Raw genomic sequence first — 21,962 nt, forward strand, 5'->3', positions numbered from 1 at the left:
GCCGCAAGGGCCTCTCAAACGCATGGGGATGCTCGGTGAGACGAGCTTGCGAGCGCAACGACAAGCACACGCGCTCGCCATCAAGCCAATTTACGACTTGATCAGACCTTCCCTAGGATCAGAGATCGGCGAAATCCAATAATCCCCCGCTTGGAGGCAAGCGCGTTGCGGGGAGCCTCGATTGCCTCGAATTATGAGTGGATGAATTCCATTTTTGCGGGCCAATAAAAGCAAACAAATGTGAACGATTTCGCACTCATAGGCGAAATCCCAAATCCACTGGAAATCTGTCGAGTTGTGTTGTACGAACTTGCAATTGGTTGCATTAGAGTCCGCCCCGGTCAGGAAGGCACACAGCCCGGCCACACCTGTGCCGCGCACACAGTTCATTCCAGTGCGCCATTCGCTATTGACTACCAGGACTCAAGTAATGAATAAGATATTCCGCGTCATCTGGAACGACGCACTCGCTCTTTGGACCGTCGCTTCCGAACTCGGGCGCGGACACGCAAGATCAACCGGGGCCACACGGGGCGTGACGCTGTTCGTGGCCGCTGTGGTGGCGGCGGCTTCATTGCCCGCTTCTGCCGCATGCACGACCGACACGAATGCCAATGCGATCAACTGCACGGGCACCGACCAGACCGCAACAGTGGGCACCGGACTGGCAACTCCGGCAGGCACGGCTGTACTGGTCACGTCGGGCACGACAATCAGCACAGGTAACAGTTCGGGCATCAGCGTCGGCGACACGGCCAGCATCGTCGTCCAGAGCGGGGCCACGGTCCAGAACAACGCCGCCAGCGGCGGCGCGTCGCCCTATGCAGGCATCGGTGCGAACACGATCGAGGTCAACAGCAACAGCACGATCACCATCGAGGCGGGAGGGACTGTCAGCGCCAGCGGCGCGGGCACCAATTCCGAGGCCATCAATCCCGTGGGCAGCGGAAACACCATCACCAACAACGGCACCATCAGTTCTGCGCACACGGCGATCTGGTTCCAGGCGAACAGCGGTGCCAACACCGTCCTGAACACCGGCGCGATCATCGCGGGCGCCGGTACGAGCTCGACCACGACGACCGTCATCGGCGCCAGCGGCACGATGGCCGTCGACTTCACCAACAAGGGCAGTCTCACCGGCTCGCTCGCCTTCGCAGGCGGCGGCGATGCGCTGCGCTGGTACACGGGCGCCTCGATCACTGGCAACATCAGCGGCGGTGCGGGTGCCGACCTGCTCACGCTCAACAGCGACAACAACGCGACCGACACCTTCGCGCCGCTGTCTCTCACCGGTTTCGAAACGCTGGTCAACAACAGCGGCACCTGGAACTTCAATGTGGCGCTGGCACCCGCAGGCATCACGAGCACGACGGTCAATGGCGGCACGCTGATCCTTGGTGCCAACAACAGCGCCTACACGGGCAGCATGACCGTCGGCTCGGGCGGTGTGTTGCAGAGCAGCGCGCAATTCGCGCCGGCGGCGATCACCGACAACGGGCTCGTGCGTTTCGCCCAGCCTGACAACGCAACCTACGCCGGCTTGGTGAGCGGCACGGGTGGCATCGAAAAGACCGGCGCGGGCATGCTCACACTGACACAGGATCAGGCCTTCACCGGCACCACCACGATCAGCGCCGGTGTACTGCAACTGGGCAACGGCGGCACCAGCGGCTCGGTGAAAGGCAACATCGTCGACAACGCGACGCTGCTCATCAACCGCTCGGACGCGCTCACGCTGTCGGGCACGATCAGCGGCACCGGCTCGCTCGTCAAAGAAGGCGCAGGCACCACGACGCTCACCGCGGCCAACAGCTATGACGGCGGCACCGCGCTCAAGCAAGGCCGGCTGAACGTCGGCAACAACCTGGCGCTGGGCACCGGCACGCTGGCGATGGACGACGGCACCACGCTCGGTTTCGCCGCGGACGGCCTGAACCTCGCCAACGCCGTGGTGCTGACCGGCAACAACGACCCGGTGATCGACACCGGCAGCTTCAGCGCCACGCTCAGTGGCAACATCACCGGCGGCGGCTTCATCACCAAGATCGGCAGCGGCACCCTCACGCTCTCGGGCTCCAACAGCTATACCGGCGCGACCGATGTGGCCGAAGGCACCCTGAAGGCCGGCGCCACCGGCACCTTCAGCGCGGCCTCGGCGCACACCGTGCAAAGCGGCGCCACGCTCGACCTTGCAGGCTTCAGCCAGACGGTTGCCTCGCTCGCCAACAGTGGCACTGTCACATTGGTAGGCACCGCACCAGGCACCACCCTCACCGTCAACGGCGCCTATGTCGGCAACAACGGCGTGCTGCGGCTGGGCACCTTCCTGGGCGACAGCACCAGCGTGAGCGACCGGCTGGTGCTCAACGGTGCGAGCGCCTCGGCCAGCGGCAGGACCAGCGTGCAGATCACCCAACTCGGTGGCCTGGGCGCGCTGACCACGGGCAACGGCATCGAGGTGGTCTCGGCGCTCAACGGCGCCACCACCACCGCGCAGACCACCAAGGATGCGTTCACGCTCGCGGGCGGCCACGTGGATGCGGGCGCCTACGAGTACCGCCTGTATGCCGCCGATGCGAGCGGCGCCGGCGAGAACTGGTACCTGCGATCGACCACCACGGCAACGGGCGGTACCGGCACGAGCGCCGTGCAAGTGCCGGCCTACCGTGCCGAAGTCCCGTTGCTCTCCGCGCTGCCCAGCCAGGTGCGCCAGGCGGACCTGGCCATGATCGGCAACCTGCACCAACGCATCGGCGACGACGATGTCAAGGCAGGCGCCGCCGCATCGACCGACACCGAACGCCGCGCCTGGGGCCGCGTGATCGCCACCGACATCGACATCCGCCAGCAAGGCACCGTCGACCCGCACAGCAAGGGCAACGTCAAGGGCTTCCAGGCCGGCACCGATCTGTTTGCCACATCGAACTGGCGTGCCGGCGTCTACGTCGGCCAGCTCGACGGCCGCGTCAGGGTCAGCGGCTTTGCCAGCGGTATCGCCAACCTGGCCGTTGGCTCCAACGACCTGCGCAGCCAGTACCTGGGCGCCTACGGCACCTGGACCGCCGATTCGGGCTTCTACGCCGACGCCGTGCTGCAGGCCGGGCGGCACCGTTACACCGTCGAACCCCTGTCCACTCAGCGCAGCTCGGGCAAGGGCGACAGCCTGACGGCATCCATCGAAGTGGGCCAGGCCTTCGCCATGGGCGAGAGCGGCTGGAAGATCGAGCCGCAATTGCAGCTGATTCACCAGCACCTCAGCCTGGACGACATCGCGATCTCCGGTGCGAGCGTGCGGCAGGACAGCGACGATGGCTGGATCGCGCGCGTCGGCGTGCGCGTGAAGGGCGAGATCTCCACGAGCCTCGGCACGCTGCAGCCGTACGGCCGCTTCAACATCTACAAGGCGAGTGGCGGCGCCGACGTCGCCCGCTTCATCGGACCTGCCGCCACGACCGACATCACGGGCCGCAGCGGCTCTACCGTCAGCGAACTGGCCGGCGGCCTCACCCTGGCGCTGAATGAGACGACCAGCGTCTACGGCGAAGTCGGCAAGCTGTGGGCCTCGGGCGGCGCGACGGATGTGAAGACTTCCGTGCAGGGCTCCATCGGGCTGCGCATGAAGTGGTGAGGACCCACCGCACTATGGATCAGTTCCTGGCGCGGTGCATCTCAAGCATCAGGAGGCATTGTTGGCTCCAGCAAGCCGCCTCGATCACCCGGCCTTCTTCGTAAACGGGTGGTAGCCAGCGAAGGCATCAGCTTGCAGGATTCCCCTGAAGTGCCGCAGGTGGCGTACCGGATGTTTCGCCCTTGCGGTTCGCCGAGTATTGGAACCACACCGCCGGGGGCGCTGTGTCACCGCCGGGTCGGTCGTCCCTTACGTACACCCACAGGCGTCAGGTGCGAGCCTTGGCACCCGCGCCGCCGAGCACGCGGATCGGCGTGTCGTCGCCGTGGATCTTGTCGGCCGCCAACACGTGGTGGCCAATGGCTTCGGCCAGCGGGCTCAGCAGGCGTGCCGCTTGGGCCACCCAGTCGGCCAGGGTCGAGCGCTGCAGCTCCACGCCCTCACGGGCGTAGATCTGGCACAGCCGATACAAGGGTGTGTGATCGCAATACTTGCTCACCAGCACGTGCGCGAGCAAGCCGGTGCCGGCCATGCAGCGATCGATGGGGCGGCTCGGCGCTGGCGCCTGGGTGATCGTGCAGCAGCGCGTGCGGGCGAGCTTGGGGCGAACGTGTCGCACGACATGGAAGCTGCCCGGCTCGTAGTCGAGTACCTCCGAGACGTCCTGGCCGATCTCGCGAAGGCCGCAGCCGCAGGCCTCGCAGTCGCAACCGCTGTGCGGCGTGTGCACCACGGTGCACCGCGGTAGATGCGCTGGCAGATCACGCGTTCCGGTGCGCTCTCGTGCCCGACGCTTCTTGCGACCCTGCTCGATGGACGTGATGTTGGAATGGTGCTCGCCGTCTTCGGCGCCGGCGCCCTCGGCCTGCGTCGGGTTCAATGCTGGCTGCGCGATCTGGCCGCCCACAAGTTCAAGCTGGGCGTGCTCGAGTTGCTCGCTGGAGCGACCGTACTTCATGCGACGCAAGTACGCCACTTCGACCTTGAGCTTCTCGACGGTGAGCAGCGCGATCTTCAATGCCTCTTGCAAGCGCTGCACCTCGCCGCTGGCCGAGTCCGAGAGCACGCGCCATGCCGGCTGGGTGTGGCAAGCGCTGACCGGAGTGCCGCTGCCTGCCCGCGACGCCGAGGCCACCGCGAGCAAAGGCATCGCCGACGCGGGGCTCGACGATGACGACGGCCTGCCATGGCCCGACGTGGAGGCCGTAAGGGCGAGTGCCACGGCGTGGCCCACGGGGCGGAGGTTGCTGTTGGGGCGCGTGCTCGATGCAGACTTTGCCGGTCAACTGATCGAAGCCGAACTGCAAGGGGTTGCGTAATTGGCGTTGATGCGGACAGGCGCCATTCGTCGCCAATGCGCATCGGTTTTCGTCGCGTGCCTGACGGTGAGTGGACTTCGCCATGAGTACGAAGCTGCTAGACCCGTGGCGGGACGCCGCGGCCATTGCGAACGCGCTGCGCGGCCCAACGGCGCTGCTCGTCGTCGTTCTCAGCGCCGAGAGCTGGTGTCAGAAGTGTCGCGACTTCAAACCGCGGTACGAGCAGGTGGCTGCCGATGCGAGAGCCATCGGGGTCTGGCTGTGGCTTGACCTCGAGGAACATGCGGAGTTTTTGGCGGGCTATGTGTCGGATGATTTGCCGTGGGTGTTGGCATACCGGGGCAAGACGTTGTGGCGGTCGCAGGCGGTGAAGGAGATGGCTGCTTTGCAGCGCTTGTTCGACCTTCATCCCGTGGACGAAGATGTGCTTGCGGCTCAGGCCTCGGCTGGCGCAAGGGAGATACCATCAACCTGCCACTGGCTCGCGGTGATCGGGCATCTCTGCGAGCTGACGTCCGGGATTTGGGAACCATGAGATAGCGCAGGCGCGCCGACCGGACACTCCGCCAGCACCCGACGTTCAACTCATCTGAGCACGTAGCTCGTCAGCACGCTCTGCATCTCGCAGATGCTGAACTTCCTGTCGGATTGCTTCCGGATAGGAGCGGCCGTCCCCGAGAGCCATACCTTGAACTCGGCATGGAGATCGAAGGTACCAGCAACCGGGGAGAAAAACCGCTCAGGAACCGCCTCGGTGCCGACCGCTGTCGCTCTTCATACCCAGGCTTGCAGGGTTGGCGGCAGCGTGTCATCGAGTGCAACAGTGCTCGAAGAGTGACTTCGATACCGCCAGCACGCGTTGCCTGGTGGTTTCGTCCATGTCGTCGAGGACTTCGACACTGCCAGCTAAGTGCTCATCGGATGGGAACGGCACACTGGGCAGCTGGTATGACACCAGTCGCCATGCCGCCGCCTGCACCGGGTCGGAAAAGGGCGGCAGCGGCGAGGACAGCAACTGGTCAAGCGCCGTCATTGATTCCTGGTGCCCCTGGAGCGCCAGCGTCTCCAGTTCCGAGATGATGGTCTTGGCTTCGCTCTCGTCGACGGGGATGAATTCCGGCTCTTCACCTAGCCCGCGATCCCGGAGTGCGCCATTCAGCAGGGCCTCGCCACGTCTGCGCAGCAGGAGCCCCTGTGCGTCCAGGTTTCCATTCGACGCAGCAGTTCGCAACAGTTGATCGACCTGGCGATATTCGCTGGGGCCGACCTTCCGGCATTCGGCGTTCCTTGCATTGGCCTCTTGCATCAAATGCGCCGCAAGCGCGCCGCTCGGGTCGATGTCGTAGGCCTCGTCGGGCGAGCTTGTGTCTGGCGCGGCTTCTTTCGCCTGCTGCTCGCAATTGGCGTACAGCACGGCGGCCTCATAGCTTCGTTGGACATCGACAGTCGCCGGACTCGATGGCGGTTGAATCGGCATGGTCATTGCTGCCACCAACGAGCGTCGATTCACTTCGTCCGCATAGCGCCTCGCCGCCGAATCGACGGGCGCGCTTCGCTCACCGACGCTCGGCTGTTCCGGCGTGTCCTGGCAAGCGATGAACACTGCGACAGCCGCCGACACAGCGATCACAGCCACGACCGTTGCTTTCAGCTTTGCACGATGGCGCATGACGTTCGACTCAATCCGCCGGAGAACGAGGCAGAGCCTCGCCTCGCAATTGAAGCTCGATCAGCCCTCTGGCCGTTTCGAGCGTGGCGGCGTGCTTTTCTTCCAGCTTGATGAGGTGGTATCCGCTCGCCCCCCGGACTGGCTTCGACACTTCGCCGACAGTCAGCGTGCGGACCGCGACGACGAATTCGTCGGCCAGATAGAGGCCAAAGATCGACGACAGCTCGCCGCCCAACGGCACGGTCGCGGCGTCGTCGGACGCGACGCGCGCCAGGCTCGCGAAGTCCGCTCCCGCGTCGAGCTTGCGCTTGAGCATCCGGGCCCGCGTCAGTGCCTGGGATTCAGACCGCTGCGTTTTGGGTCTTGCCTTCGCGTCGGCGGTTTGCGCCGCGATGAAGATGTGGCTCAAGCGGTACTCGTCGTACACCCACGGTTGTGCCTCGAACTGGCGCTTGATTTCGGATTCGCGAATGGCTGCGCTGTCTGCGCGCGCCGTCGCGGGCTCCGCGGCACAGGCCCTCGAATGAAGGCCCAAGCTTGCCGCGGCCAGTACCAGTGCGGCAAACAGACACCGCGCGCGTTCAACACTTGCCATGGGGCAGTCTCCGGGAGCGTGGCCTCAGGGCCATTCAATGGACGTGCGAGACACGTTTGCCGTGATCCCCGAGAAAGCGGTTCACGCCCACGGGGTCGTCGGTGGTGATGAGCCCAAAGCCCTGATAGAGGAGGTAGCCCTGGTCTCCGCGGTGATCGGCTGTGTCCTTCCCGCCCGAGTATGAGAAGAAGAGGTCAGAGAGCCGGTAGCAGCATTGCCCCGTGTTTTGGTAGAACTGTCCGGACACGGGACCGTCCGGGATCGCATGGAATACGCCCACGCGTTTGCCGGCCCTCTTGGCCGTATCCATCTGCCCCTGGAGCAGGCCGCCATCCTGCTTCACGTTGATTTCCAGGGTGTTGACGTACCCCTGCCAGGCAGCTCTGCTGCTCGGCACGTCGATCTTGGACAGCATGTTCGTGGTGAACACGGGGATCGCCGTGATGTACTTGGCATTGCCAATGAACGCCGACGGTGTAGGGAACAACGTCGCGTTCACCTTGACGGCAACCACGTCGTCCGGGCGGCCGAACTTTTGCAGTGCGATCGTGTGGACCGCTCTGACGGCATCGGCCGTCTTTGTGTCGAAGACCATCGGGACGGTCATGCCCTGGCTCTTCCAGTAATCGAAGAGTTGGTCGAGGCGCGGCGGGTGGTAGCCGGTGGCGACGCTTCGATCGGGTGTGAGCAAACCGAGCCGCTCGATCGTGCTCCAGGCTACGGTGCTCACCGCGGGGTTCTGCCCCTGATTGGTCATGGGGTTGTACTTGGATCCCCCCATGACGGCATACACGTTGGTTGTCCTGCCGAGATTGAAGTCGTGCATCAGGATGGGTACGCCGTCCTTTGTCACCTTGACGTCCAACTCGACGCCATCCATGCATTTGAGGTCGGCCTGAGACAGGGACCCTCTGGAGTTTTCGGGCAGGGAAGGGATGCCTGCGTACTTTCCCCAGAGCCCACGGTGTGCCAGCACGAGCGTGTCGGCGGTATAGCTGGTGCCGAGAATTTCCCGCATCTTGGTCGTCGTGTTGCCGCAGGACGCGAAGGCGAATTGAGGCGCCGCGCAGGCGGCCGCCAGCAGCGCGAGAGCGAAGGTCTTCGCCGGGTTCAGTTTTCGAAGGCTGTGGTGTTGCATGGTGGAGGGAGGGATTGAAGGTGTTGGAGTAGGGCCCTGGCGCATCCTAATAATTCACTGTGACTGAATTATTAAATCGGACTGGGCAAAGAACTTTCTGCGAGGCCGGTGCCGTCATGGCGCCTGGTGGTCAGGGAGCCAGCGCACCTTGTAGAGCCGGATGTCCGGCACGGCGATGGCGCCTTCGGGCGCGAGCAGCCGGATGTGGTGGGACCACCAGCGCTCCTCGGGCTGCTGAAAGGCGATGCGGCCGGTGCGCGCTTCGACGCTGACGGCCTTGATGTTGCGCCGGCCGGCCAGCGGCGCATAGGCCGCGTAGACGCCGGTATCGGGGTCGAACTGCCAGACGCCGTCGTCGGTGCTCAGGACCAGTTCGCGGTCGCCCGGGAGACGGGCGAGGTCGTGTCCATCCGCCTTGCCCGGCAGCGGCCAGGACGCCACCAATGCCAGCCGCGGCGTCGGGGGGTCCCAGTCCGCCAGCTTGTACGCCCTGACGGCCTCGTGGCCCAGGGCATAGAGCAGGGATCGGCGCTCGTCCCACACGACGCCATGGCCCGAGTACAGCTCGGTGGCATGGAGCATGCGGCCCGGCAGGTTCGCGTCATAGATCTCGATGCGGTTGCCCTGCGGTGCGAGGGATGCAGCCACGGCGATGCGATGGCCCGGCAGCATCTCGGCGGAATGCGCCATGGCCACCTGTGCCCAGAACGTGGCATGGCCGGTCTGCAGGTCGACCAGTGCAACACCGCCCGTCGATGCCGTGACCAGGACCGCACTGGCGTCGAGAACAGGCTTGCATTCATCGATCTTGTCGAACAGCCCCGATTTGTAGGCCTCGGGCATGTTGCCGTCGGTTCGTGCGGACCATGACCATGTCACGGTCGAACGATCGCCGTCGACTTCGTACTTGCGAACCGCATCGCTGCCGCAGGCCAGAAGCGCAGCGCCGTGCGAGCTTGCGCCGAACAGCAGCGCCGAAGCGAGAAACAGCGCGGCGCGAACCTTGCCCGCAGGGTGGACCGGCAATGGAGACATGACAGTGATCCTTCGAATGAGTGCGAGAGCGGTGGGGCAAGCCGCCAAGACACCGAACCGCCGCCAGTCTATTTAATCACTGTGACTGAATTATTAAGGGCGAAGGAGGTTCACGCACGCCGATCACGCAATCACAGGAAGAAGTGCTCCTTGAACGGCAGTGCGGCCGCGCCGATGGCCGTGGCATCGCTGGGGGCCTCGGCCGGCACGAGGCGTGGTTCGGGCCGCTTGCGCCCGCGCCGGGGCTTGTTGTCGATGGTCGAGCCGGCGATCAGGCGTTCGGCCAGCGCCCGCGGCAGGCGCCCGCCGTAGACGATGGCGTCGGGGTCGAGCAACGCGACGATGGCCGAGACGATCAGCGACATCGCGGGACGCGCACGCTCCAGCCATCGGTCGCAGGCCGGCCAGTGGGGGTTGAACTGCGCCAGCATCGCGCCGATGTCCGCGAAGGCCAGGCCGTCCGAGGCCAGCATTTCGCGCAGCAGTTCCAGCGTGGGTGCCTCGATGCCCGGTATCGACAGCATGCCGGCGACTTCGCCTGCGTTGCCATGGGCGCCCCGGACGCATCGGCCATTGACGATCAGGCCGCCCCCCAGGCCCAGGCTGAAGTACAGATAGACGAAGTTGCGCGCCCAGCGCCCCACGCCCAGCATGCTCTCTCCGACGGCGGCCACGGTGCCGTCGTTGTCCAGCCACACGGGATGGCCCAGCTCCCGGGTGAGCAGCTCGTCCAGATCGACCAGCGCGAGATCGTCCAGCGGCGAGGGGGAGTTCACCCGGCGGCCTTCGCCCACGAAGAAGCCGGTGATGCCCACGCCCAGGCCGAACAGCCGCTCCGGCAAGACCTTGTGCGTGTGCAGCAGCGTCTGCGTGTGCTGGCGCAGCACCGCGACCAGCTTGCTGCGATCGAGGTTCGGGGTCTGCTCGTGTTTTTGCCCGAGCACATTGCCCGCGAAGTCGACGATGGCCGAGCTGACGCTGTCCGTGGTGATCGAAAAGCCGATCGTGCAGGCGTGGCCGGGCACCAGTTCGACCGCCTGGCTGGGCTTGCCCCGGCCTTCACGCGGCAAGGTCTCACCAAGGTGAAGCAAGCCGCGGTCGCGCAACTCGTCGACCAGCCGCATCACCGACTGCGCCGTCAGGCCGGTGGCACGCACGAGGTCTGCGCGGGACATCCGCCCCTGGCGACGGACCAGATCGAGCAGCTCCCGCTCGTTGGGGCTGGCCACCACGGGGTCGGCCGGCGTACGCCAGAACGCCGGTGGCGGCGTGCCCGTGTCGGGGCGGTGCAAGTCATCTTCCATGCGGCGAGTTTATATACATGAAGGTGACATAAATAAGAAAAAGACTGCGCATTCTCTTTTTCTTACAGCATCAGTGCTCTTTTTAATAATTCAGTCACAGTGAATAAATAGAGTCGTGACCGTTGTCAGGGCGATGCGCGCCCTTCTCACGAACCCCTTATTCATCTGGAGCCTTCATGCAAGCATTGTTCAGCCGGGCCGCACTGCTGAGCGCCCCTTTCGTCCTGGGCGTCCTGCCGCTTTCCGTAACCCAGGCCTGGGCGCAGGCACAGCCTGCTCCCTCGCCGGTGTCGTCCGCGGAGCCCTCCGCCCCTGCCACGGAACTGGCGCCCGTGGTCATCACGGGGCGCGCCCTGTCGGCGAAGAAGGCGATCGCGGAGAAGCGCGCCGAGCGCGTCGTGTCGGACGGCGTGTCTTCCGACGAGGTCGGCTCGATTCCCGATTTTGGCCTGGGCGAGGCGCTGCAGCGCGTGCCCGGCGTGTCGATGATCGTCAACAACGGCCGCGGCGAGGCGCAATTCATGACGCTGCGCGGCTTCAACCCCGACTACAACAGCGTCACGATCGACGGCATCGCACTGCCCGCGACGGAAACCACGCGCCGCGTCGTTTCGCTGGACGTCATTCCTGCGTCGCTGGCCAGCCAGGTGTCGGTCTACAAGACCTTCACGCCGGAGATGGAAGGCAACGCCATCGGCGGCCTGACGAACCTGCGCACGCGCAGCGCATTCGACAATCCCGGGCAGCACTTTTCGCTGCGTACCGATCTGTCGGACTGGACCAATCACCGGCGCCTCGACGGATCATCGCCTTCCGGACAACTCGAAGGCACGATGAGTACCACCTTCGGCGAGCACAACGAATTCGGTGCGCTGCTGTCGGGCAGCTATTTCCGGCGGGTCTCGTCGTCATTGAACACCGCGATCGACAGCTACAGCTTCTACCCCAAGGGCGGCGCGCAGACCAACGCGGCCAAGCTCAACCCCGCCACCGCGGACGTCAGCAATGCCATTGCCTTCCCCGACCGCCTGCGCTGGCTGACCTACGACAACATCCGCGAGCGCAAGAGCCTGTTCGGCAAGCTCGAATACGACAACCACAGCAACTTCCGCGCGCACCTGACAGGCGGCTGGTTCCAGCACCTGAACGACGAAGACCGTCGCGCGCAGTGGCTGCAGAACACCACCACCGCCTCTTCGCCCGTGACGGTCAACGGCCTGACCGGCAGCGCCGCGAGTGGCCAGTCGCAGACCGACTACGCCAAGTTCGACCAGAACCGCCAGCTGCGCTATGTCGAGGCCGGGGTCGAATACCAGCCCTGGGACCGCGGCCTGATCGACGTGACGTACAACCAAGCCAGCGGCAGCTATCGGCAGGACTCCAAGCTGCACACCTTCGCGACCGGCAACAGCACGGCGTTGGGCTACGACTACACGCTGGTGCCCGGAGCCGTGCCGGTCTTCACGCCCAGGAACGGCAGCGCCCTCTATGACACGAGCCGCTACAACCTGACGGAAAACACCTCGCAGGTCGAGCAGTCGACCACGCACCAGCACACGCTCAAGGTCAACCTCAGCCACAACCTGGAGGACGGCGCGCAGGGGTGGGGCTTCAAGACCGGCTTCCAGCTGCGGGACCTGACGAAGAACTACAACTTCGACGAGCAGCGTTTCAACCCCGCCACCGGCCGGCCGATCACGCTGGCGCAGGTCGGCGCCAGCAGTGCGATGGTGGTTCCCTACGACAGCAACGGGCGCTCGCTGCTGCTGGTGGATCCGACGCTTGCCCAGGCCTACTTCATTGCCCATCCGGGCCGCTACACGCTGTCCCCTGATCAGGTGGCGCGCAGCACGTCGCAGGACTTCGATGTTTCCGAGCGCATCAGCGCCGCCTACGGCATGGCGGCCTATCAGCTGGAGAACTTCACCGCGACCGCCGGCGCCCGCGTCGAGCATGCCGCCACGCGCATCGAAACCTGGATGCCCACGCCGCTGAACCAGTCCACCACCTACGGGCAGACATCGCAATCGTCCAGCCGCACCGACATGCTGCCTTCGGTGAACCTGAGCTGGGACATCCAGCCCGACCTGCGCCTGCGCACCGGCCTGGGCCGTTCGCTGGCGCGTCCGATCTACTCGGACCTGGGGCAGAACTCCAGCTCCGTCGCCGGCAACATCATCACCACGACCCAGGCCAACCCGGACCTGCAGCCGCGCAAGTCCCGCAACCTCGACGCTTCGCTCGAGTGGCATCCTTCGCTCGATTCGATGGTGTCGGTGGCACTGTTCGACAAGAACATCTCCAACGAAATCGCACGCCTGACCTCGACCAACAACCTGATGATCGGTGGCGCCAGCTACACGCAGAATCTGACGCAGGCCTCCAACGTCGGGACGGCCAAGGTCAACGGCCTGGAGCTCGGCGCGACCGATGTGCACTTCGACTTCCTGCCGGCGCCTTTCAACGCTTTCGGGGGGGCCGCGAACTTCACGTTCATGAACCAGAAGCCCGCGAGCGTGCGCATGAGCAACGGCACCAGCCGCGCCATGCCCCAGATGCAGGATTCGCCCACGCGCATGGCCAACCTGGCCCTGTTGTGGGGTCGCGGCGCATGGAGCGGGCAGGTCGCCTACAACTACACCGGCAAGACCCTGACCTCCCTGTCGACCACCAACTCGGCACTGGACATCTACTACGCCGCGATCAAGACGGTCGACATGCAGGTGCGCTACCAGTACAGCAAGGCGTTGTCCTTCGCCCTGCAGGCGAAGAACCTCACCGGCGCGAAGCTGCGCCGCGTGACGGGTCCGGGGCAATCCCTGCTCAACCAGGAGATCGACAACGGCAAGTCGTACTGGTTCGGCATGACCTATGCGCTCTGACGGCGCAACGCATGGCCCGCACTTTGACCACTCAACCCATTCGCTCCAACCCATGAAGAAACAACGCCGACTTCCCGAGCGTGCGCGGCACGCGCTGCACCGCTTCGCCACCCTTGCTGCATGCGGCATGTGCCTTGGCTCGCAAGCCTTCGCTGCAACCCCGGCCACCGTCGGCAACCCCTACGGCTTCGACGCGCTGTGGAGCCAGGGCGACCTGGTGGCCCGGACGGTGCTCGTGATCCTGGCGATCATGAGCATGGGCACCTGGTACCTCATCGTGACCAAGCTGCTCGAGCAGGGCAAGATGAAGCGCCAGGCGGCCAACGCAGGGCGTGAATTCTGGAGTGCCCACAGCACCGAAGAGGGCGTCGAAAAGCTGGCCGACGGCAGCCCCTTTCGCTTCATTGCAGATGCAGGCCTGAACGCCACCCGCAAGCATGCGGGGCTGCAGGCCAAGGTCGACTTCTGCGACTGGGTGGAGCTGTCCATCCACCGCGCCACCGAGCGCGTGCAGCGGCGCCTGGGCAACGGCATGTCGTTCCTCGCGACGGTGGGGTCCACCTCGCCCTTCATCGGGCTGTTCGGCACGGTCTGGGGCATCTACCATGCGCTCACCGCCATCGGTGTGGCGGGGCAGGCCAGCATCGACAAGGTCGCCGGTCCGGTGGGCGAGGCGCTGATCATGACCGCCATCGGCCTGGCCGTCGCGGTGCCCGCGGTCCTGGGCTACAACTGGCTGCTGCGCCGCAATGTCGGCGTGATGGACGAGGTGCGCGACTTCGGCGGCGAACTGCACGCGGCGCTGCTTCTGTACACGACGCAGCTCGTATCGCCCCCAAGGCAGGCCGCATGACGCGTCTTTGAGACCGGAGCAACGCGATGGCCATGAACATCCCCGCTGCCGATGGCGACGAAGACCAGGTCGTCTCGGCGATCAACACCACACCGCTGGTGGACGTGATGTTGGTGCTGCTGATCATCTTCCTGATTACGATCCCGGTTGCGAACCATGCGGTGCCGGTGGATCTGCCCAAGGAGCGCAACGAAGTGCGCGTGAGCAAGGCGGAGGACGTCGTGATTTCGGTGGACGCCCGCGGTGACATCTACTGGCTCGACAGCCGCCTGCCCGACGACGCGGCGCTGGCCGGGCGGCTGCGCGCAGTGGCCGCGATGAACCCGCAGCCCGAAGTGCAGATCCGCGGCGACGGCGCGAGCGACTACGAGCCCGTGGGCCGGGTCATCGACGCCTGCCAGAGCGCCGGCATTGCCAAGGTGGGCTTCATCACCGAACCTCCGGCCAACGACTGAACCATGCGCAAGAACAGGAAAACCCCACGCCACTGCGCTGCGGCAGACGCGCCGGTCGCGGACATCAACACCACGCCCTTGATCGACGTGATGCTGGTGCTGTTGATCATGCTGATCATCACCATCCCGGTCCAGTTGCACGCGGTCAATCTGAACATGCCCACGGTCAGTGCGCCGCCCAGTGAACCCAGGCCCGAAGTGCTGCACGTCGACGTCAGCGCCGCCGGCGTGGTGGCGTGGAACGGCGAGCCGCTGGCCGACCGGGCCGAGCTCGTGCGCCGCATGGAACAGCTCGTCGCGCGGCCCGATCAGCCGCCGGTGTACCTGCGGCCGGACCGCAAGGCGAAATACGAGGTGGTCGCTGCCGTGCTGGCCGCGGCGCAGCGCACCGGCCTGACCCGGATCGGCATCGTCAGCTCACAGGCGCTGGCTCCATGAGCGCGACCATGCCTGCTGCGAGCCTCGGCCGCGTGAAGGACTTCAAGCCAGCGAACCGCTTCGGCCCCGCGGGCCTGGCGGTGATGGTGGGGCTACACCTGCTGATCGGCTATGCGCTGGTCACCGGGCTGGCGCGCAAGGCGGTGGAGGCCGTCGCCCGGAAGCCGCTGGAAGCCGTCATCGTCCAGGAGGTGAAGCCGCCGAAGGTCGAGAAGATCGTCGAGGCCCGCAAGACGCCAACGCCGCAGCCGGCCCGCGCGCCGCGGCCCGAGGTCGTGCGAACGCCCGCGCCTGTTCCCGTGCCGGCACCGGCGCCTCCCGTCGTTGCGATGCAGAGTCCCGAACCAGCCCCTGCACCGGCACCATCGCCGCCGGCCGCACCAGTGCCATCCCCCACGCCGGCCCGGGCGGCATCGTCGAGTGTGGGCGTGGTGTGCCCGGGTTACCAGGCCGCGCTGCAGAGCGGGCTGGCCGGCGTCTTCGAGCGGGTTGGTCTGGCCGCCACGGTCAAGGTGCAGTTCCGCGTGCGCGGCGACGCCGTGCTCGACGTGAACCTGCTGTCGGGCCCGCGCGAATACCAGCGCGCGGTTCAGGCCGCGGTGCGCCGCTTCACCTGCAAGTCCGAAGGTGCAGAGGAAGCGCTCGTTGTCTTCGACGTCAATTTCCGTGCCGAATAGCCGGCAACCCGGGTCCGTATCCATGTCCATATCCATGTCTTCGATGCTCCGCACCACCGCATTGCTTGTCCTGCAGGCGGTCGCGCTGGTCGGCGCACTGCTCGGCGCCCATGCACAGGCTTCGCTGAAGTACGCCGACTTCGATGCGGCCGCGCTGACGCGCGACAACTTCTACAAGGTGCTCGAACCCGTGGCCCGGCGCGAAGGCAAGCTCATGCTCTACAACTTCGCGGGCAATTTCGATCCGGTGTGGAAGCTCGGCCTGATCCCGCGCTTCGAGGCGCGCTACGGCATCAAGGTCGAGTACCGCAACGTGCGCCAGGCGCAGGCCAACCAGCAGCTGATGGCCGTCCACAAGGCCGGTGCGCCTTCGCCGGTGGACGTGTACTTCGCCGGGAGCACCGACAGCTTCGAGGTGCTGCGTTCCGCCGGCGTGATCGCACAGCTGGACTTGGCCAATGTCATGCCCAATCTCTCGGCGGTTCCTGCCGAATACAAGCGTGCGATCTTCGGCGTGGACACCGGCGGCGCATGGCCGCTGGTGCATCTCAACCAGACCGCGCTGGGCTACGACAGCGCGCTGCTGCCCACCGCCGAGGTGCCCGCGAACTTCGAGTCGCTGCTGGCGTGGGCGCAGAAAACCCCCGGGAAATTCGCCCTCACTTCGCCCGCCAAGGGCGGCTCCGGCAGCGGGTTCCTGTATGCGGCCGCGCTGCACTTCGCCAGCGATCCGGCATGCCGCAAGACGCTCGCGAGCGCGCGCATGACCGAGGACGAGGCCGTGCAATGGGCCGCGACCACGCGCTGCCTGGACCCGCTGTGGGCTTACCTCACGCAACTGCTCAAGGTGGCAGAGCTGACCAACGGCAACGCCGACACGCTGAACCTGCTCAACAACCGGCAGGCATGGATCGGCACGACGTGGGAAGACCTGTCCCTGGCGTTCGTGCGCGACAGGCAACTGCCGTCCAGCTTCAGGCTCATGCTGCTCGAGAGCGGCATGGCCGCCAGCGGCGACGGCCTGATCGTGCCGGCCAATGCCAAGAATCCGGCCGCGGCGCTGCTGTTCATCGACATGGCGTTCGACCGCGAGTTCCAGGTCTGGAAGCTGGAGCACCACGCCTCGCGTTCGCCGCGCAACGACGTCGACCCCGCGGCCGTCGCGAGCGCCGCAACGGCACCCTACCTGGTGCCCGCCGCGCAGATGCGCACGCGCTCCGTGCCGGCCAACTGGCTGGTGACGCGCGGGCTGATCCGCGCGTTCGAGGACAAGGTGCTCGCGAAGCGCTGAGCACGCCATCCCCTGTTCCATCCTCCATTTCCTGAAGCGGCAAACGATGGCCTCCCTGACACTGAGCGGCGTTCACAAATCCTACGGTTCGACCGTGGCGCTGGCGCCCACCGACCTCGAAGTGCCGCATGGCGAGTTCGTCACGCTGCTGGGACCTTCGGGCTGCGGCAAGACAACCTTGCTGCGCATCGTCGCGGGCATCGCGAGCGGCAGCGGCGGCGAGATCCGGCTCGGCGGGCGGCGCATCGACACCTTGCCACCCGAGCAGCGCGACGTGGCCATGGTGTTCCAGACCTATGCGCTGTTCCCGCACATGAGCGTGCGCAAGAACCTGGGCTTTGGCCTGCGCATGAAGAAGGTCGCGCCGGCCGAGCAGGCCCGCCGCATCGAGCATGCCGTGGCCATCTGCAGGCTCGACGGCCTGCTGGATCGCATGCCGCGCCAGCTCTCGGGCGGGCAGCAGCAGCGCGTGGCGCTGGCGCGCGCGATCGTGATGCAGCCGGCACTGCTGCTGTTCGACGAGCCGCTGTCCAACCTCGACGCCAAGCTGCGCGAAAGCCTGCGCGACGAGTTGGTCGCGCTGCACCGGCGCGTCGGCACGACCAGCCTGTACGTCACGCACGACCAGACCGAGGCGATGGCGATGTCGGACCGCATCATGGTGATGAACGCCGGGCGCATCGTCGAAAGCGGCACCCCGCTCGCGCTGTACCGCCGGCCAGTGGACGCATTCACGGCGCACTTCCTTGGACACACGCACCTGCTGCGCCTGCCGGTCACGGGCCGCGGCAAGGACTGCAGGGTGATGCTGCCCTGGGGCGCGTCCGCCGCCATCGACGACCTGGCCGACGGCGCAGACTCCGCGCTGGTGTCGCTGCGGCCCGAGGACCTGTGGGTCGTGCCCGATGCCGAAGGCGCCGGCGAGGTCACGGCCGCGAGTTTCACCGGAGCGCAGCTGAACTACACGGTGCGTATCGCGGATCTGAGCCTGCGCGTCACCGTCACGGCCGGCGATGGCGCGGCATTGCTGCCCGTGGGGCAGCGCGTGAGCGTCACTGCCGCAGAGCGCCTGCACGCATTGAAGTGCGCGGGCGAAGACCCGGGCCACGGGGCCCGCCCGTGATGAAGAGCGCGTTCACCGCGGACACCCGCGCCCGGCTGCTGGCCTGGGCCTGCCTGCTGCCCGGGCTGGTCTTTCTTGGCGCGCTGTTCGCCGGCCCGCTGCTGTGGAGCCTGGCGGGCAGCCTGGGGCTCGATCAGGGACTGGCCGGCTTCACGCTCGAGCACTATGCGCAGGTCTTCACTCGGCCGGCCCTGCGCAGCGGGCTCCTCGTGTCGATCTACTACGGCGTCGCTCCGCTGCTGGTGACGCTCGTCCTCTCGATCGGCCTGGCGCTGCTGCTGCGCCGCCACTTTCGCGGGCGCGCATGGTTCAACGGGCTCTACAAAATACCGATGGCGGTGCCGGGCATCATTGCCGCGCTGATCGTCATGACCCTGGCCGAACGCGGCGGCTTCCTCGACCGGCTGGCCGCGCCGTTCGGCCTCGCGCTGCCTCGCCTGGTGCGCGACCCCTGGGGCGTGGGCGTCATCCTGACCTCGGTGTGGAAGCAGTTGCCTTTCATGACCCTGGTGATCACCGGCGCCTTCGCCGCCATCCCGCAGGAGGTGAGCCACGCCGCGCGCACGTTGGGCGCAGGCCGCTGGCGCACGCTGCTGTGGGTGGAGCTGCCGATGGCGCTGCCCGGCATCTCGGCCGCGGTGCTGCTGACTTTCATCGGCACCATGGGCTCATTCGCCATTCCCGATCTGGTGGGGCCGCCTTCTCCGCGCCCGCTGGCCGTGCACATGTACGCGGAGTTCGGCAGCGGCCATCTGCCGCTGGTCTACGCCATCGGCATGTTGCTCAGCGCCTTCGCGGTCGCGGTGCTGCTGGGCTACTACGCGTTGAGTGCGCGGGCTGCCCGGCTGCTGGGCGGCAGCGCCCGAAAGGACGACCATGAGTGAGGCGGCGTTGATCTCCCCGGCGCGTCGGCGCTTCGAGCCCGAAGACCGGATCTGGGTGTCGGCGGGCCTGTTCGCGGCACTCGCACTGGCGCTGGGACTGCCCTTGCTGCTGCTGGTGCTGTGGAGCGTGGCCGGGCGCTGGCCCGCACCGGACCTGCTGCCCAGCAGCTACACCGGCGCCCTCTGGCGGTCTGTGTTCGACGATGGCGACGTGTTGGGCGCGGCGATCACCAGCACCGCCGTCGCCGTGCTCGTGACTGCGCTCACAGCGATCGTGGCACTGCCCACGGCCTGGGCGATGGCCAAGTTTCCGCTGCGCTGCAAGCGCGCGGTCGAGGTGTTCGTGCTGGCGCCGGTGATCGTGCCGGGCATCGTCGTTGCAGTGGGCGTGGGGCAGGTGTTTCTCGGATGGGGCCTAACCTACACCGTGCCCGGCGTGGTGCTGGTGCAGATGGTGGGCACGCTGCCGCTGATGATCCGGCTGCTCGTGGCCAGCTTCGAGACCCTGCCCGACGAGTTGATCCACGCCGCGCGCTCGCTCGGCGCGAGCCCGCTGCGCGCCGTGTGGCATGTGGCGCTGCCGCTGTGCACGCCGGGGCTGCTGGCCGGCGCGCTGCTGTCCTTCGTCGGCAGCTTCGAGGAGTTCGACAAGACTTTCCTCGTCGGCGCGCCGGCGGTACAGACGCTGCCCGTGCTGCTGTACCACCACCTCGACCCGTATTCGCTGCAGTTCCCGCTGGCCGCGGTGGTGGCGCTGATCCTTCTGCTGCCGGTGCTGGTCGTGTTCGTGCTGTCGGGGCGCATCCTGCGCGACGACCTGATGGCCGCGGGCATGGGCAAGGTCTGAAAGCGTGCCGGCGAGCCGCTCACTTTTCGTTCACTTCTCTTTCAACATCAATCACCCGCAATGGCTGTTTCCGCATTCTTGCCAACCGACGACTCCTGCATCTCGACCACCGCACTCATCGGCCCCTCGAACCCCCGCGTGCTCGTGGCCGCGCACCGTGGGGCCTGGCGGGAGCTCCCCGAAAACTCGATCTCCGCGCTCGACGACGCCATTGCGCAGGGCGCCGACATCATCGAGCTCGACGTGCGCGCCACGCGCGACGACGTGCTGGTGCTGCTGCATGACCCGACGCTGGAACGCACCACGACCGGCCGCGGCGCCGTGGCCGCGCTCGATTTCGACCAGGTGCGCCGGGCCCGCCTCAAGCCCCGCGACGGCGGCAGCGCGCTGGTGCCGACGCACGAGCGCCTGCCCACGCTGGCCAGCGCACTCGAAGCGGCGCGCGACCGCGTGGTGGTCAACATCGACGTCAAGGACACGCTGATGGCCGACCACGTCGCGCAGGCCGTCATTGCCGCGGGCATGGCCGACCAGGTGTTCGTCAAGGCCACGATCACCGAGCAGCGGCACGTGGACCAGGTCCGGGCCAGCCCCTTCTTCGGCCGCATCGCCTTCGTGCCGATGATGCAGGCCCGCCCCGGCCGTTTTGCCGAAGACCTGCGCTGGCTCGAGCCGCTGGGCTGCCTGATGTACGAAGTGGGCTTCGCCGACCTTGCAGACCTCGAGGCCGGCCGCGACGAACTACGGCGCCAGGGCGCGCGCCTGTGGGTCAACACCATCGATTGCTCGCACAGCCTGGACTTCAATGACACGCATGCGCTGCAGGATGCCGATGCCGTCTGGGGCCGCCTGCTCGACATCGGCGTGGGTGCGATTCAGACCGATGTCGTGCCGGACCTGGTGGCCTACCTGGCACGCAGCAAACATCGCCAGGGTGCGGGAGCCGTGCGATGACCGCGGCGAACGAACCGGGCCAGGTTCGCGCAGGAATGCCCGACGGACTGGCGCGAGCGCACCGCATCGTGGCCGACGCGGCCGCATGCGCGCTCGAAGCGTTCAACGACCGCGGCAATCTGCGCATGCGTGCCAAGGGGCCACAGGACTTCGTGTCGGCAGCCGACGAAAAAGTAGAGCAGTTGATCCGCGCGCGGCTCGCGCTGGAATTCTTCGGCGATGCGGTGATTGGCGAAGAGGGCGGCGGGTGGCCCAGCGCGAATGCCACCTGGTTCATCGATCCGATCGACGGCACGAGCAACTTCCTGCGCGGCCTGCCGTTGTGGGGCGTGTCGCTCGGGCTGGTGCGTGGCGGCAAGCCGAGCATCGGTGTGATCGCGTTTCCGGCGCTGGACCTGATCGTCGGCGCCGAGGCCGGCTTCGGGCTGTTCGTCAACGGGCTTGCAGCGCAGCCGCAGCGGCCGTTCGGAGACGTGCACCTGGCCTCGGTCGGCGACGCCGACCTGGATCTCGAGGACGCGCTGGCCACGACGCGCCGCCTGCGCGAGGCGGGGTGGGTGGTCGAGTCCTACCGTTGCACCACCCTGGGCCTGGCCTTCAGCGCGCTCGGCCGCCTCGATGGGCACCTGCAGCATCGCGTGCAGGCCTGGGACATTGCAGCCGGCCTAGTCTTGTGCGCCGAGGCCGGCCTTGAAGTGCACCACGGTCCGTTGGACGAGAGGCCGACATGGGTGCGGGCCGGGTTGCCGGAGATCCACAGGATTACACGGGCAGGTTGGGTCGACGCTGGTGTTGGCACCGGCTGCGACTCATCGGCGCTGCGATCACGGCGCTGATGACCCCCGGCCATTGGCGGAAGGAACTTCT

General features: G+C 66.5%; 20 protein-coding genes and 1 pseudogene. 14 read left to right on the plus strand and 7 right to left on the minus strand.

Annotation, left to right across the window (positions count from 1 at the left end):
* The first annotated feature begins 430 nt into the window (after positions 1-430).
* Positions 431-3,631: an autotransporter outer membrane beta-barrel domain-containing protein gene (locus tag ACSFCA_RS34780; RefSeq protein WP_435462741.1), complete on the plus strand. Its 3,201-nt coding sequence runs from the start codon at positions 431-433 to the stop codon at positions 3,629-3,631.
* Between the two features lie 268 nt (positions 3,632-3,899).
* Here ACSFCA_RS34780 and tnpC read toward each other — a convergent pair whose 3' ends face one another.
* Entirely contained in the window at positions 3,900-4,649 is a 750-nt protein-coding gene (gene tnpC, locus ACSFCA_RS34785; protein WP_435474573.1) for an IS66 family transposase, read from the minus strand.
* On the opposite strand from tnpC, the gene ACSFCA_RS34790 reads away from it, so the two are divergent.
* Positions 4,630-4,950: a hypothetical protein gene (locus ACSFCA_RS34790; protein WP_435462743.1), complete on the plus strand. Its 321-nt coding sequence runs from the start codon at positions 4,630-4,632 to the stop codon at positions 4,948-4,950. The two genes, tnpC and ACSFCA_RS34790, sit on opposite strands and share 20 nt — an antisense overlap.
* A gap of 82 nt (positions 4,951-5,032) precedes the next feature.
* Complete coding sequence (locus tag ACSFCA_RS34795; RefSeq protein WP_435462744.1) at positions 5,033-5,485, plus strand: thioredoxin domain-containing protein; 453 nt, start codon at positions 5,033-5,035, stop codon at positions 5,483-5,485.
* A 50-nt stretch (positions 5,486-5,535) separates the two neighbouring features.
* On the opposite strand, the pseudogene ACSFCA_RS34800 reads toward ACSFCA_RS34795, so the two are convergent.
* From ACSFCA_RS34800 to ACSFCA_RS34825, 6 genes and pseudogenes are all read right to left on the minus strand, one after another.
* Positions 5,536-5,673 (minus strand): annotated as a pseudogene (locus ACSFCA_RS34800) (PH domain-containing protein); the annotation flags it as partial.
* Between the two features lie 85 nt (positions 5,674-5,758).
* Complete coding sequence (locus ACSFCA_RS34805) at positions 5,759-6,619, minus strand: hypothetical protein (protein WP_435462745.1); 861 nt, start codon at positions 6,617-6,619, stop codon at positions 5,759-5,761.
* 10 nt (positions 6,620-6,629) lie between these two features.
* Positions 6,630-7,214 carry a peptidylprolyl isomerase gene (locus tag ACSFCA_RS34810; protein WP_435462746.1) on the minus strand — a complete coding sequence of 195 codons (585 nt, stop codon included), beginning with the start codon at positions 7,212-7,214 and terminating at the stop codon, positions 6,630-6,632.
* A gap of 34 nt (positions 7,215-7,248) precedes the next feature.
* Positions 7,249-8,352 carry a glycerophosphodiester phosphodiesterase family protein gene (locus tag ACSFCA_RS34815; protein ID WP_435462747.1) on the minus strand — a complete coding sequence of 368 codons (1,104 nt, stop codon included), beginning with the start codon at positions 8,350-8,352 and terminating at the stop codon, positions 7,249-7,251.
* A 114-nt stretch (positions 8,353-8,466) separates the two neighbouring features.
* On the minus strand, positions 8,467-9,387 hold the full coding sequence (locus ACSFCA_RS34820; RefSeq protein ID WP_435462748.1) for a DUF6528 family protein: 921 nt from the start codon (positions 9,385-9,387) through the stop codon (positions 8,467-8,469).
* Between the two features lie 131 nt (positions 9,388-9,518).
* Complete coding sequence (locus ACSFCA_RS34825) at positions 9,519-10,691, minus strand: ROK family transcriptional regulator (protein ID WP_435462749.1); 1,173 nt, start codon at positions 10,689-10,691, stop codon at positions 9,519-9,521.
* Between the two features lie 176 nt (positions 10,692-10,867).
* Between ACSFCA_RS34825 and ACSFCA_RS34830 the strand changes: the two genes are divergently transcribed.
* The 11 genes from ACSFCA_RS34830 to ACSFCA_RS34880 are packed head-to-tail and all read left to right on the plus strand — an operon-like array spanning position 10,868 to position 21,931.
* Positions 10,868-13,573, plus strand: a complete 2,706-nt coding sequence (locus ACSFCA_RS34830) for a TonB-dependent receptor (protein WP_435462750.1) — start codon at positions 10,868-10,870, stop codon at positions 13,571-13,573.
* A gap of 52 nt (positions 13,574-13,625) precedes the next feature.
* The gene (locus tag ACSFCA_RS34835; RefSeq protein ID WP_435462751.1) at positions 13,626-14,426 is read left to right on the plus strand and encodes a MotA/TolQ/ExbB proton channel family protein; all 801 of its coding nucleotides are present in this window, start codon (positions 13,626-13,628) and stop codon (positions 14,424-14,426) included.
* A gap of 26 nt (positions 14,427-14,452) precedes the next feature.
* Complete coding sequence (locus ACSFCA_RS34840; protein ID WP_435462752.1) at positions 14,453-14,881, plus strand: ExbD/TolR family protein; 429 nt, start codon at positions 14,453-14,455, stop codon at positions 14,879-14,881.
* Between the two features lie 3 nt (positions 14,882-14,884).
* Positions 14,885-15,319 carry an ExbD/TolR family protein gene (locus tag ACSFCA_RS34845; RefSeq protein WP_435462753.1) on the plus strand — a complete coding sequence of 145 codons (435 nt, stop codon included), beginning with the start codon at positions 14,885-14,887 and terminating at the stop codon, positions 15,317-15,319.
* Complete coding sequence (locus ACSFCA_RS34850; protein WP_435462754.1) at positions 15,316-15,996, plus strand: energy transducer TonB; 681 nt, start codon at positions 15,316-15,318, stop codon at positions 15,994-15,996. Before ACSFCA_RS34845 ends, ACSFCA_RS34850 begins: the two co-directional genes overlap by 4 nt.
* Positions 15,997-16,030: 34 nt before the next feature.
* Positions 16,031-17,287: an extracellular solute-binding protein gene (locus tag ACSFCA_RS34855; protein WP_435462755.1), complete on the plus strand. Its 1,257-nt coding sequence runs from the start codon at positions 16,031-16,033 to the stop codon at positions 17,285-17,287.
* Positions 17,288-17,333: 46 nt separating this feature from the next.
* Complete coding sequence (locus tag ACSFCA_RS34860; RefSeq protein ID WP_435462756.1) at positions 17,334-18,410, plus strand: ABC transporter ATP-binding protein; 1,077 nt, start codon at positions 17,334-17,336, stop codon at positions 18,408-18,410.
* Entirely contained in the window at positions 18,410-19,294 is an 885-nt protein-coding gene (locus ACSFCA_RS34865; protein WP_435462757.1) for an ABC transporter permease, read from the plus strand. The genes ACSFCA_RS34860 and ACSFCA_RS34865 overlap by 1 nt, the downstream gene beginning before the upstream one ends.
* Positions 19,287-20,141, plus strand: coding sequence for an ABC transporter permease (locus ACSFCA_RS34870; RefSeq protein ID WP_435462758.1), 855 nt, complete (start codon positions 19,287-19,289; stop codon positions 20,139-20,141). The genes ACSFCA_RS34865 and ACSFCA_RS34870 overlap by 8 nt, the downstream gene beginning before the upstream one ends.
* 60 nt (positions 20,142-20,201) lie before the next feature.
* Positions 20,202-21,095, plus strand: coding sequence for a glycerophosphodiester phosphodiesterase family protein (locus ACSFCA_RS34875; RefSeq protein ID WP_435462759.1), 894 nt, complete (start codon positions 20,202-20,204; stop codon positions 21,093-21,095).
* Positions 21,092-21,931, plus strand: a complete 840-nt coding sequence (locus ACSFCA_RS34880) for an inositol monophosphatase family protein (protein WP_435462760.1) — start codon at positions 21,092-21,094, stop codon at positions 21,929-21,931. The genes ACSFCA_RS34875 and ACSFCA_RS34880 overlap by 4 nt, the downstream gene beginning before the upstream one ends.
* The last annotated feature ends 31 nt before the right edge of the window (positions 21,932-21,962 follow it).

This window comes from Variovorax multivorans (assembly GCF_051216835.1).
GTDB lineage: Bacteria > Pseudomonadota > Gammaproteobacteria > Burkholderiales > Burkholderiaceae_C > Variovorax.